Here is an 11584-nt window from a genome sequence, read left to right as displayed (position 1 = left end):
CGGGCGCGGGCCCACACGGGCGGGGGCGCCGCCCAGCCCGGCGCGGGCCCACGCGGGCGGGTGGTCAGGAGCTGACCGCGCCTCGGAGTTCGGCTACGTCCAGTTGTTCCGTTTCGTCGTGCGCCGTCAGGTCGATGACCTGGCCGATCGCCCGCGGCGGCGCCGGGACGGCGGGCGCGGCGACCGGCGTGAGCAGCGGGGTCCCGGAGGCCAGGACCTCCTCGCCCACGACGTCGGCGAGGTCGCTGTTCTGCACGTCCTCGATGACAGCCGCCGCCTTCTGCGTACCGAAGAAGTCGAAGCCGCCCTCGGGGCGCGGGGCGGGCCTGCGGGCCGTGTACGGGACGATCGCGGCGGCCACCGGGACCGCCGACGGGAGCGCGGGAGCGGCGGCCGTGCGGGTGTGCTGCTCGGTCCCGGCGGCCGCCGCGTGCTTCCCCTGCGGCTCCTCCGTCTCCCGGGCGCGCTCGGCGAGGTCGCGGGCGCGGGCCGCCTCGGCCGTGCGGCGGGCCTGCTGAGCGGCGGCGTTGCGCGGGAGGTCGCGCAGGGCCTGGGCGGCGCGGCGGAAGGCCTCCGGGGTGAGGGTGGAGCCCGCGGCCGGAAGTGCCTTGGCCTCGGCGCTCGTCTCCAGGGCGAGGACGCGGCGGCCTTCCAGGGCGCTGGCCCGCTCGGTCTCCGCGGTGGCGTACCGACGGAGCAGGTCGGCGTGCTCGCCGCGCAGTCCGGCGAGCTCCACGCGCTTGGCCCGGAGTTTGGCTTCGAGCCGGGAGCGCAGCGCGCGGGACTCCTCCAGGTCGGACTCCAGCTCGGCGGTCCGCTCCTCGGCCTTCCACTGGTCGGCGGCGCGCGCCCGGTCGAGCTCGGCGACCTTGAGGCCGGCGTTCCGGTCCCAACTGCGCATGAGGACGGCGCCGGTGACGGCGGCGGCGGCCGCCGCGGCCGCGAGCAGCCGCGCGATCACCGGGTCGCCGGGCAGCCAGGCGGCCGCGGCGCACACGACCGCGGCGCCGGCGACCGCGGAGGGCGGCAGCAGCTTGTGCAGAGGCGGGGAATGGCGGTGGCGTCCACGTGGCATGGCCTGAAATTTACCGTGCGTAGGCGTCATGTGGGGTGTCGGCCCGGCAATCTCTTGGCCACTTCTCGCCACCAGAAGTGGATATCGACGGTTCCGGTTCCGTTTCGGGCCGACTCCCCTCCCCCATCTCCTACTTCTTGAGCAGCCCCTTCGTCTCCAGATACTCCTTGGCGACGTCCTCCGGCTTCGCCCGCTCGGCGTCCACCTTGCGGTTGAGTTCGGCGAGATCCTCTGTGGTCAGCACCTTGGTGAGACGGTCGAGCGCGGCCGCTATCTCGGGGGAGCCGGCGTCCTTGGCGTTGACCACCGGCAGCACGTTGTCGGCGTTCTGCAGCTTCTTGTCGTCGGTGAGGAGGACGAGGCCGTAGCCGTCGATCGTGGCGTCGGTGGTGGTCGTCAGGACCAGCTGGTCCACCCCGTCCTTCACCGCCTGCTTGGCCTGCGGCGTGCCGACTCCCTTGGGGTCGATCCCGGCCACGTCGATCCCGTACGTCTTCTTCAGACCGGGTGCGCAGAAGGGCCGTACCGCGCATTCGTCACCGGCCGCGATCTTCACCTTCAGCTTCGCGCGGCCGAGATCGGAAAGCGTCGTCAGCTTGTTCTTCGCGGCGAATTCCTTGGTCACCGCGAAGGCGTTCTGATCGACGGCCTCTCCGGCCGCGAGGACCTTCAGTCCGCGCGGTTCGGCGAGCTTCCGCAGCGCGTCGACCGTGGCCGTCACGTCGCCCGAGGCGACCGGCTTGTCCTCGGGCGCCTTCGGGCCGTTCACCTTCGCGTTGAGGAATTCCGCGATCGTCGCCGCGTATTCCGGGACGACGTCGATCTCGCCGTTCTCCAGCGAGGGTTCGTACAGCTCGCGATTCTTCACCGTGGTGATGGACACCGAGTATCCGACGGACCGCAGCGACTGCGCGTACAGCTCGGCGAGGACCTTGGCCTCCGTGAAGGCGGCCGCGCCGACCACCAGCGAGCCCTTCTCCCCGCCGCCGGAGCCGCCGGAGCTTCCGGAGTCCTTCTTCCTGCCTTCCTCCAGGCTGTCGCCGCCGCACGCGGCGAGGGCGACGGTCAGCGCCGCCGTCCCCAGCAGCGCGCCCGCGATACGCGAGACCCTGTTCACCAGATCACCCATCCCAGTCAGTGTTCGGTAAGTCGTCCGTCACGTGCGAAAAGGCGGTCCACGCCCACCAGGACGCCCTCCACCAGGAGGGCGAGCAGCGCCACCAGCACGGCGCCCGCGACCACTTGCGCGGTGTCGTACGTGGCGAAGCCGGCCGTGATGATCCGGCCCAGGCCGCCCTGTCCGACCATCGCGGCGATCGTCGCCGTGGCGACCACCTGCACCGCGGCCGAGCGGATCCCGGTCATCACCACCGGCCGGGACAGCGGGAGTTCGACCCGGAAGAAGACCTGACCCCCTGTCATCCCCATGCCCCGTGCGGCCCGCACCGCCGCCCGGTCCACCTCCCGCACCCCCACGTACGCGTTGGTGAGGAGCGGGGGTATCGCGAACAGCACCAGGGCCACCACGGTCGGCACGTAGCCGGCGTTCCGCAGGGGCGACACCATGAACAGCGCGAGCACCGCGAAGACGGGGATCGCCCGCCCCACGTTCGACACGTTCACCGCGAGCGCCCCGCCCCGGCCGAGGTGGCCCAGCCACAGGCCCAGCGGCAGCGCGAGCGCCGACGCGACGAGGAGCGCCGCCCCGCTCACGTACACGTGCTCGGCGAGCCGCTGCCCGATGCCGTCCTCGCCCGTCCAGTGCGCGCCGGTGGTGAGCCAGCCCCAGGCGTCCGTCACGATGCCCACCTCACCCACCTCCCGGCGCGGTCCGTATGCGGGTCCAGGGGGTGAGCAGCCGCTGGAGGCCCAGGAGCAGCAGGTCGGCGGCGACGGCGAGCAGCACGCACAGCACCGAGGCGGTGAGCATCTGCGCCTTGAAGAAGGTCGGCAGCGCGTCCTCAATGAGGTTGCCCAGGCCGCCGCGGCCGACGACCGAACCGATCGTCGTCAGCGCGATCGTGGAGACCGTCGCCATCCGCACCCCTGCCATCAGCACCGGCAGCGCCAGCGGGAGCTCGACCTGCCAGAGCATCCGCAGCGAGCCGTACCCCATGCCCCGGGCGGCCTCCCGCGTCTCGGCCGGCACGGCGGCGAGCCCCGCCAGGACGTTCCGCACGAGGATCGTCAGCGCGTACAGCACGAGGCCGGTCACGACGAGCGCCGCCGACAGTCCGAAGAACGGCAGCAGCAGCGAGAACATCGCGAGCGACGGCACCGTGTAGAGCAGGGTGGTCAGGCCGAGGACCGGGCCGGCGAACCGGGGCCGGGCGCGGACGAGCAGCGCGAGGGGCACCGCGACGGCGAGCGCGATCAGCACCGACACGACCGTGATTCCCACATGTTGGAGCAGCGCGTCCGTCAACTCCCCGCCGCGCGTGCGTAGATACTCACCACAGATCCAGTCGTTCGTGACCAGACAGTTCGGCGCGCTCATCGTCCCTCCCCCCGGGTCGCCCGCCCTCCCGAACTCTTGTGTGACGACCCTAACCCCCGCCACCGACAATCCCCGAGACTCGCCACAACGTGGCAACACGCCCTTCACACACCCCCGCCGCCCGGGGGACAGAATGGGGAACCATGATCCGGTTCGAACACGTGACCAAGCGGTACGACGACGGCACCACGGCCGTCGACGACCTCTCCTTCGAGGTCGCCGAGGGCGAACTCGTCACCCTGGTCGGCCCGTCCGGCTGCGGCAAGACGACCACGATGACGATGGTGAACCGGCTCGTGGAGCCGACCTCGGGCCGCATCCTCGTCGACGGCCGGGACATCGCCGACGTCGACCCGGTCGCCCTGCGCCGCAAGATCGGATACGTCATCCAGCAGGTCGGCCTCTTCCCCCACCGCACGGTCCTCGACAACACCGCGACCGTCCCCGCCCTCCTCGGCTGGAAGAAGACCGCCGCACGCGCGCGTGCCGCCGAACTCCTCGAACTCGTCGGCCTCGACCCGGCCGTGTACGGCCCCCGCTACCCCGCCCAGCTCTCCGGCGGCCAGCGCCAGCGCGTCGGCGTCGCCCGCGCGCTCGCCGCCGACCCGCCCGTCCTCCTCATGGACGAGCCCTTCGGCGCCGTCGACCCGGTCGTCCGCGAGCGCCTGCAGAACGAGTTCCTCGCCCTGCAGGCCACCGTCCGCAAGACGGTCCTCCTCGTCACCCACGACATCGAGGAGGCCGTCCGCATGGGCGACCGCATGGCCGTCTACGGGCAGGGGCGCATCGAGCAGTTCGACACGCCCGCCACCGTCCTCGGCTCCCCCGCCACCCCGTACGTCGCGGACTTCGTCGGCAGCGACCGCGGCCTCAAGCGGCTCGCGGTCACCCCCGTCACCGAAGCCGACCTCGACATCGGGAAGGGAAGCCGCGAAGGGTACGTCGGAGGCCCCGGGGAAGACGAGGACGGCACCCATGTACCCCTCGGGACCTCCCTCAAGGACGCCCTCGCCGTGCTCCTCCAGCACGACACCGGCCGCCTCACCGTCACCGGCGACGACGGCCGGCCGCTCGGCGTCCTCACCCCGGCCGGCGTCCACCGCGCCCTGCGCCGGGCCACGGCACCCGCGGAAGGCTGAACCGCGGACGCCGGGCCGCCGACGGGGCACCGGGCCACCGGGCCACCGGGCCACCGGGCCACCGGACCACCGGGCCACCGGGCGATCCTCAGTTCGCGCTGAGCTTCCCGCCCATCCAGACGAGGCCGGGCGAGAGCTCGCGGTTCCACGTGTTGAAGTTGTGGCCGCCGCTCTCCAGCAGGATCGACGAGACCTGCGCCGGGCTCTTCACCTTCCGGATGAACTGCCGCGTCCCCTTCAGGTTGCTCTCGCCCCGCTTCGACGACGTCACCAGGAACGACGTGTTCCCCTGCCGCCCGTGGTCCAGGCTCCACAGCAGGTCGCCCCGCTTGCGCAGGGCGTCGTCCCCGTGGAACAGGTCCCCGGTCGTGACGTCCTCCGCCGCCCGGTAGTACGCGGAGAAGCCCGCCCCCGCCGCGAACCGGTCCGGGTGGTGCAGGGCGATCTTCAGGGCGCAGTAGCCGCCTGTGGAGTTCCCCATGAACCCCCAGTTCCGCGCCTTCGTCCCCACCCGGTACGCCCCCGAGACCGCCTTCGGCAGATCCTCCGCGAAGAACGTCTCCGTCTGCGGGCCCCCCGGGATGTCCACGCACTCGGTGTCCCGCGGCGGCGCCACCGTCGGGCGCAGCATCACCAGGATCATCGGCTGCATCCGCCCCTCCTTCGCCCCCAGGTACGCCGCCTTCGGATAGTTGAGCCCCTTGAGCAGGTTCTCCGCCGTCCCCGGATACCCCGTGAGCACCACCGAGGCCGGGAACGTCCGCTTCGCGTACCGGGCCTGGAAGTACTCCGGCGGCAGGTACACATAGGCCGGCGAGACGATCCCCGACCGCTCCCCCGCCACCACGACCTGCTGGATCTGACCCCCGACCGACGGACGGCCGGCGCCCGGCACGTCGAGCGTCCGCGTCCCCACCACCCGCACGTCCTTCGAGCCCGCCCCGTGGTCGACGACCACCCCCATGTCCTGCTCCTGCCCGAGCAGGTCGGCCCACGAGCCGTAGAAGAGGAACGACCGGTTCGCCGCCAGCCCCACCGCCGCGAACAGCACCACCTGCGTCACGAGCAGCAGCCCCACCCGGCCCGCGACCGGCCGCCAGCCGCGCCGCGCCAACCTCGGCCACAGCCAGACCGTGGCCAGGAACAGCAGCACGGCCAGCGCCACGGCCGACACGAGGACTTTGACGCTGGTGAGACCCATGAGACGCCCGAGCCTTCTTTCCGAGATTTTCCTGTGGACGAATGAACCCGGCCCGGTACGCCGCCGTCATAGAAGGCGCACCAGCCGGAACGGCCCACCGAACGCGCCGCAGGGCCCGACCGGAGTCAAAGACCCTGCGCAGGACCACGGGAAGTACGGGAAGCCATGTCTGTCACGGTAGATGGGGACAAATCGGGATTGGTTCCGGTTCGGATGCGGCGGATTCTCCGCGGCCCCCGCCCCGAGAAGGTCCCCGCCCTCGTCGGCACGGCCTGCACCGCCATCGGCCTCATCGACATCGCCGCCGGCGTCTTCCCCCGCTTCCGGGCCAGCCGCATGCACGCCGTCGCCGAAGTCCTCCCCGGCACCCTCGGCCCCCTCTCCGCCGCCCTCTCCCTGAGCGCCGGCGTCCTCCTCCTGCTCCTCGCCCACGGCCTCAAGCGGCACAAACGCCGCGCCTGGCGCGCCGCCGTCGTCCTCCTCCCCCTCGGCGCCGCCGCCCAGTTCGTCTGGCGCCACTCCGTCCTCGGCGCCCTCCTCTCCCTCGTCCTCCTCACCCTCCTCGTACGCCACCGAGGCGAATTCGCCGCCCTCCCCGACCCCCGCAGCCGCTGGCGGGCCCTCGCCAACTTCGTCGTCATGGGCGCCGGATCCATCGCCCTCGGCCTCGTCATCGTCAGCGCCCACCCCCGCCGCGTCATCGGCAGCCCCAGCCTCACCGACCGACTCGAACACGTCCTGTACGGACTCCTCGGCATCGAAGGCCCCGTCGCCTACACCAAGGGCGTCGACTGGACCGTCGGCTACTCCCTCGGTGCCCTCGGCATGCTCACCGCCCTCACCACCATCTACCTGGCCTTCCGCCCCGAACACCCCGCCGCCCGCCTCACCGACGAGGACGAGACCCGCCTGCGCGCCCTCCTCGACCAGCACGGCGGCCGCGACTCCCTCGGCCACTTCGCCCTCCGCCGCGACAAGGGCGTCGTCTTCTCCCCCAGCGGCAAAGCCGCCGTCTGCTACCGCGTCGTCTCCGGCGTCATGCTCGCCAGCGGCGACCCCATCGGCGACGTCGAAGCCTGGCCCGGCGCCATCGAACGCTTCATGGACGAAGCCAAGGCCCACTCCTGGACCCCCGCCGTCATGGGCTGCTCCGAGACCGGTGGCCAGGTCTGGACCCGGGAAACCGGCCTCGACGCCCTCGAACTCGGCGACGAGGCGGTCGTCGACGTCGCGGATTTCTCCCTCTCCGGCCGCGCCATGCGCAACGTCCGCCAAATGGTCAAACGCATCGAACGAGGCGGCTACACCACCCAGGTCCGCCGCGTCCGTGACCTCGACGACGACGAACTGGAACGAATCCGCCGCGCCGCCGCCGACTGGCGCGGCACCGACACCGAACGCGGCTTCTCCATGGCCCTCGGCCGCATCGGCGCCCCCGGAGACGGCGACGCCGTCATAGCGACCGCCCACAAGGAGGACGACACCTCCCCCTACGGCGACCTCAAGGCGATCATCCACTTCGTGCCCTGGGGCCCCGACGGCATGTCCCTCGAACTCATGCGCCGCGACCGCTCCGCCGACCCCGGCATGAACGAGCTCCTCATCGTCGCCGCCCTCCAGGCCTCCCCCGGCCTCGGCATCACCCGCGTGTCCCTCAACTTCGCCATGTTCCGCGCCGCCCTCGCCCGCGGCGAGAAGATCGGCGCCGGCCCCGTCCTGCGCATCTGGCGCGGACTCCTCGTCTTCCTCTCCCGCTGGTTCCAGATCGAGTCGCTCTACAAGTTCAACGCCAAGTTCCGGCCACGCTGGGAGCCCCGCTTCGTCGTCTACCGCAAAAGCGGCGACCTCCCCCGCATCGGCTTCGCCGCCATGCAGGCCGAAGGCTTCGTGAACCTCTCCCTGCCCCGCCCCTTCACCCGCCGACGCCCCACCCCCGCCCCCCGCCCCTGCGTCCACATCACCCCCGCCCAGACCACCGACCACACGGTCCGCGCGGCCTGATATCACCCCTGGGCCCTACGCTGGACACATGAGTACGACGATCGACCGGGGCACGGCCCAGGGCCTGCCGGAGTGGGACCGCTGCGCGGTCATGGGCGTGGTCAACGTGACCCCCGACTCCTTCTCCGACGGCGGCCGCTGGTTCGACACCACGGCCGCCGTCAAACACGGCCTCGACCTGGTCGCCGAAGGCGCCGACCTCGTCGACGTCGGCGGCGAGTCCACCCGCCCCGGCGCCACCCGCGTCGACGAGGAGGAAGAACTCCGCCGAGTCGTCCCCGTCGTCCGCGGCCTCGCCGCCGAAGGCGTCACCGTCTCCGTCGACACCATGCGCGCCACCGTCGCCGCCCGCGCCGTCGAAGCCGGCGCCGTCCTCGTCAACGACGTCAGCGGCGGCCTCGCCGACCCCGCCATGGTCCCCACCGTCGCCGCCGCCGAAGTCCCCTTCGTCGTCATGCACTGGCGCGGCTTCAGCGCCGACATGAACAGCCTCGCCGTCTACGACGACGTCGTCGGCGAAGTCCTCACCGAACTCCGCACCCGCATGGAAGCCGTCGTCGACGGCGGTATCGCCCCCGAGCGCATCGTCATCGACCCCGGCCTCGGCTTCGCCAAACTCGCCCCCCACGACCTCGCCCTCGTCGCCCACCTCCCCGAGCTCCGCGCCCTCGGCCGCCCCCTCCTCGTCGCCGCCTCCCGCAAACGGTTCCTCGGCCACGTCCTCACCCGCGAAGGCGCCACCCCGCCACCCGCCCGCGAACGCGACGCCGCCACCGCCGCCGTCTCCGCCATCGCCGCCCACACCGGCGCGTGGGCCGTCCGCGTCCACGAGGTACGCGCCACCGCCGACGCCGTACGCGTCGCCAGGGCCGTCGAAGGAGCCGCGTGAGCCGCACCGACCCGGCCACCGACGAAGCAGCCGTCGAAGCCGCCAACACCGCCTTCTACGAGGCCATGGAGACCGGCGACTTCGAAAGCCTCTCCGCCCTCTGGCTCGACGACGGCACCACCCCCGTCACGTGCGTCCACCCCGGCTGGCCCGTCCTCACCGGCCGCGGCGAGGTCCTCCGCTCGTACGCCCTGATCATGGCGAACACCGACTACATCCAGTTCTTCCTCACCGACCTGCGGATCTCCCTCGCCGGCGACACCGCCCTCGTCACCTGCACCGAGAACATCCTCAGCGGCGGACCCGCCGAGGACGGCGCCGAGCTCGGCCCCCTCGTCGGCCAGCTCGTCGTCGCCACCAACGTGTTCCGCCGCACACCCGCGGGCTGGCGGATCTGGTCCCACCACGCCTCCCCCGTCCTCGGCGAGACCGACGAAACGGACGGCCCCGAGCCCGGCACCGACGCCCTGGAACCCCCCGCCTGACCCACCCCCGGCCCCCCACGGGCAAGCGCTGTCGGTCCCCGCAGGTAGATTCGAAGTGGACACCCGGCCGTCCGCACCCGGCTGCGTGGCCACCCGACCTACGACAGCAGGAGTGATTCGCGTGGATCGTGTCGCGCTGCGCGGCCTCAAGGCCCGAGGCCACCACGGCGTCTTCCCCAAGGAGCGCGAGGAGGGCCAGACCTTCATCGTGGACCTGGTCCTCGGCCTGGACACCCGCCCGGCCGCCGCCGACGACGACCTCAGCAAGACGGTGCACTACGGCATCGTCGCCGAAGAGGTCGTCGACGTCGTCCAGGGCGAACCCGTCGACCTCATCGAAACCCTCGCCGAACGCATCGCCCAGCAATGCCTCAGCCACACCGGGGTACAAGAGGTGGAGGTCGTCGTCCACAAGCCCGACGCGCCCATCACCGTGCCGTTCGACGACGTGACCATCACGATCACCCGGAGCCGACGATGAAGCCGACGCAGAGCGACCCCACCGTCCAGCCCGTACCGGCCTCCGTCGTCGCCACCGTCGACGCCGCGGACACCACCCTCTCCAACCCCCGCTGGGCCGTCCTCGCCCTCGGCGCCAACCTCGGCAACCGCCTGGAGACCCTCCAGGGCGCCGTCGACGCCCTCGGCGACACGCCCGGCCTCCGGGTCAAAGCCGTCTCCCCCGTCTACGAGACGGCCCCCTGGGGCGTCGAACCCGGCAGCCAGCCCTCCTACCTCAACGCCGTCGCCCTCGTGAAGACGACCCTGCCGCCCTCCTCCCTCCTGGAGCGGGCCCACGCCGTCGAAGAGGCCTTCCACCGGGTCCGCGAGGAGCGCTGGGGCGCCCGCACCATCGACGTCGACATCATCGCCTACGCCGACGTCGTCTCCGAGGACCCCGTCCTCACCCTCCCCCACCCCCGCGCCCACCAGCGCGCCTTCGTCCTCGCCCCCTGGCACGACGTCGACCCCGACGCCCAGCTCCCCGGTCACGGTCCGGTGGCCGACCTCCTCGCCGCCCTCGGCCGCGAAGGCGTCACTCCCCGTGCCGACCTGGAACTCCGTCTGCCCGAGTAGTCGTTACGCTCGGGGAGACCGCCCGGCGATCACGACCGACGACCACACGAAGGACATCCGGTGAAACAACTGCGGCTGAAGGTACTCACCGGACTGTTCCTGGTCGCCGGCATCCTCTCCTGGGGCGCCGCCCGCCTCTGGGACTCGGTCGGCACCCTCCCCAGCGTGCCGATCGCCGCACCCATCGTCCTCGCCGTGATCGCCGCCGTCCTCACCGCGACCGCCCTCTCCATCCGCGCCCGCCTCAAGGCCCAGCGCGAGCGCCGCCCCGGCGCCAAGGGCGTCGAACCCCTGATGGCGGCACGCGCGGTGGTCTTCGGCCAGGCGAGCGCCCTGGTCGCCGCCCTCGTCGCCGGCATGTACGGCGGCACGGGCGTCTTCCTCCTCGGCTCCCTCGACGTCCCCGCCCGCCGCGACCAGGCCCTCTACGCGGCCTTCTCGGTCGCGGCGGGCATCGCCGTCATCGCCGCCGCCCTCTTCCTGGAACGGGTCTGCAAGCTCCCGGAGGACGACGACAACGGCCCGGGCAAGGCCCGGGCCGGAAGTCAGTGAGACGGACGCTCAGCGCGCCATGATGAGGCTCATCGCCTCGGCACGGGTCGCGGGGTCACGCAGCTGGCCCCGGACGGCCGAGGTGATGGTCTTCGCGCCCGGCTTGCGGATGCCCCGCATCGACATGCACATGTGCTCGCACTCGAAGACCACGATGACGCCGCGCGGCTCCAGGATCTCCATCAGCGAGTCCGCCACCTGCGTGGTGAGCCGCTCCTGCACCTGGGGACGGCGGGCGTAGACGTCCACGAGGCGCGCCAGCTTCGACAGGCCGGTGATCTTGCCCGACGTGGACGGGATGTAGCCCACGTGGGCGACTCCGCGGAACGGTACGAGGTGGTGCTCACAGGTCGAGTACACCTCGATGTCCTTGACCAGCACCATCTCGTCGTGGCCCAGGTCGAACGTGGTCGTGAGGACGTCCTCGGGCTCCTGCCACAGGCCCGCGAATATCTCCTTGTACGCCCGCGCCACCCGGCCGGGCGTATCCCGCAGTCCCTCGCGGTCCGGGTCCTCGCCGACCGCGATGAGGAGCTCCCGTACGGCATTCTCGGCGCGCTTCTCGTCGAACTCGCCGATCGTGCCCTCGCCGTCCAGCGTCACCGGGTCGGTCATCCTGTGCCTCGTTCCGTCTGACTGTGTGCGCGCGAAATGGCCGCGCCCCCACA

General features: G+C 72.1%; 13 protein-coding genes. 7 read left to right on the top strand and 6 right to left on the bottom strand.

Annotation, left to right across the window (positions count from 1 at the left end; all coding sequences use genetic code 11):
* Positions 1-64 precede the first annotated feature (64 nt).
* From ABZ318_RS26060 to ABZ318_RS26045, 4 genes are all read right to left on the bottom strand, one after another.
* Positions 65-1075, bottom strand: a complete 1011-nt coding sequence (locus ABZ318_RS26060) for a hypothetical protein (RefSeq protein ID WP_356904892.1) — start codon at positions 1073-1075, stop codon at positions 65-67.
* A 130-nt stretch (positions 1076-1205) separates the two neighbouring features.
* Positions 1206-2204 (bottom strand): ABC transporter substrate-binding protein, encoded by a 999-nt coding sequence (locus ABZ318_RS26055; RefSeq protein WP_356904891.1) that lies wholly within the window; start codon positions 2202-2204, stop codon positions 1206-1208.
* A 5-nt stretch (positions 2205-2209) separates the two neighbouring features.
* Positions 2210-2884: an ABC transporter permease gene (locus ABZ318_RS26050; protein ID WP_356904890.1), complete on the bottom strand. Its 675-nt coding sequence runs from the start codon at positions 2882-2884 to the stop codon at positions 2210-2212.
* Position 2885: 1 nt separating this feature from the next.
* Positions 2886-3572 carry an ABC transporter permease gene (locus tag ABZ318_RS26045; protein ID WP_356904889.1) on the bottom strand — a complete coding sequence of 229 codons (687 nt, stop codon included), beginning with the start codon at positions 3570-3572 and terminating at the stop codon, positions 2886-2888.
* 143 nt (positions 3573-3715) lie between these two features.
* On the opposite strand from ABZ318_RS26045, the gene ABZ318_RS26040 reads away from it, so the two are divergent.
* A complete protein-coding gene (locus ABZ318_RS26040) occupies positions 3716-4711 on the top strand; it encodes an ATP-binding cassette domain-containing protein (protein WP_356904888.1) in 996 nt (331 codons plus the stop codon).
* 88 nt (positions 4712-4799) lie between these two features.
* Here ABZ318_RS26040 and ABZ318_RS26035 read toward each other — a convergent pair whose 3' ends face one another.
* Positions 4800-5912, bottom strand: a complete 1113-nt coding sequence (locus tag ABZ318_RS26035) for an alpha/beta hydrolase-fold protein (RefSeq protein WP_356904887.1) — start codon at positions 5910-5912, stop codon at positions 4800-4802.
* Between the two features lie 165 nt (positions 5913-6077).
* Between ABZ318_RS26035 and ABZ318_RS26030 the strand changes: the two genes are divergently transcribed.
* The 6 genes from ABZ318_RS26030 (at position 6078) to ABZ318_RS26005 (ending at position 10916) form a co-directional block, all read left to right on the top strand.
* The gene (locus ABZ318_RS26030) at positions 6078-7913 is read left to right on the top strand and encodes a phosphatidylglycerol lysyltransferase domain-containing protein (protein WP_356904886.1); all 1836 of its coding nucleotides are present in this window, start codon (positions 6078-6080) and stop codon (positions 7911-7913) included.
* A gap of 28 nt (positions 7914-7941) precedes the next feature.
* Positions 7942-8802: a dihydropteroate synthase gene (folP, locus tag ABZ318_RS26025; protein ID WP_356904885.1), complete on the top strand. Its 861-nt coding sequence runs from the start codon at positions 7942-7944 to the stop codon at positions 8800-8802.
* On the top strand, positions 8799-9287 hold the full coding sequence (locus ABZ318_RS26020) for a nuclear transport factor 2 family protein (protein WP_356904884.1): 489 nt from the start codon (positions 8799-8801) through the stop codon (positions 9285-9287). The genes folP and ABZ318_RS26020 overlap by 4 nt, the downstream gene beginning before the upstream one ends.
* A 121-nt stretch (positions 9288-9408) precedes the next feature.
* Positions 9409-9768 (top strand): dihydroneopterin aldolase, encoded by a 360-nt coding sequence (gene folB / locus ABZ318_RS26015; RefSeq protein ID WP_030694518.1) that lies wholly within the window; start codon positions 9409-9411, stop codon positions 9766-9768.
* Positions 9765-10364, top strand: coding sequence for a 2-amino-4-hydroxy-6-hydroxymethyldihydropteridine diphosphokinase (gene folK / locus ABZ318_RS26010; RefSeq protein WP_356904883.1), 600 nt, complete (start codon positions 9765-9767; stop codon positions 10362-10364). Before folB ends, folK begins: the two co-directional genes overlap by 4 nt.
* A 60-nt stretch (positions 10365-10424) precedes the next feature.
* Positions 10425-10916, top strand: a complete 492-nt coding sequence (locus ABZ318_RS26005) for a DUF3180 domain-containing protein (protein ID WP_356904882.1) — start codon at positions 10425-10427, stop codon at positions 10914-10916.
* 9 nt (positions 10917-10925) lie between these two features.
* Here ABZ318_RS26005 and folE read toward each other — a convergent pair whose 3' ends face one another.
* Positions 10926-11531, bottom strand: coding sequence for a GTP cyclohydrolase I FolE (gene folE, locus ABZ318_RS26000; RefSeq protein WP_356904881.1), 606 nt, complete (start codon positions 11529-11531; stop codon positions 10926-10928).
* Positions 11532-11584 lie beyond the last annotated feature (53 nt).

The organism is Streptomyces sp. NPDC006197 (assembly GCF_040613865.1).
Taxonomy (GTDB): domain Bacteria; phylum Actinomycetota; class Actinomycetes; order Streptomycetales; family Streptomycetaceae; genus Streptomyces.
The sequence above is the reverse complement of the archived record's forward strand: the minus strand, read 5'-3'. Positions and strand labels throughout refer to the sequence as shown.

Excerpts from the sequence above, each read along its gene's own strand:
- ABZ318_RS26055 (WP_356904891.1), bottom strand. The coding sequence starts at position 2,204 with ATGGGTGATCTGGTGAACAGGGTCTCGCGTATCGCGGGCGCGCTGCTG.
- ABZ318_RS26040 (WP_356904888.1), top strand. The coding sequence starts at position 3,716 with ATGATCCGGTTCGAACACGTGACCAAGCGGTACGACGACGGCACCACG.
- folE (WP_356904881.1), bottom strand. The coding sequence starts at position 11,531 with ATGACCGACCCGGTGACGCTGGACGGCGAGGGCACGATCGGCGAGTTC.
- folP (WP_356904885.1), top strand. The coding sequence starts at position 7,942 with ATGAGTACGACGATCGACCGGGGCACGGCCCAGGGCCTGCCGGAGTGG.
- ABZ318_RS26060 (WP_356904892.1), bottom strand. The coding sequence starts at position 1,075 with ATGCCACGTGGACGCCACCGCCATTCCCCGCCTCTGCACAAGCTGCTG.
- ABZ318_RS26035 (WP_356904887.1), bottom strand. The coding sequence starts at position 5,912 with ATGGGTCTCACCAGCGTCAAAGTCCTCGTGTCGGCCGTGGCGCTGGCC.
- ABZ318_RS26030 (WP_356904886.1), top strand. The coding sequence starts at position 6,078 with ATGTCTGTCACGGTAGATGGGGACAAATCGGGATTGGTTCCGGTTCGG.
- folK (WP_356904883.1), top strand. The coding sequence starts at position 9,765 with ATGAAGCCGACGCAGAGCGACCCCACCGTCCAGCCCGTACCGGCCTCC.
- ABZ318_RS26045 (WP_356904889.1), bottom strand. The coding sequence starts at position 3,572 with ATGAGCGCGCCGAACTGTCTGGTCACGAACGACTGGATCTGTGGTGAG.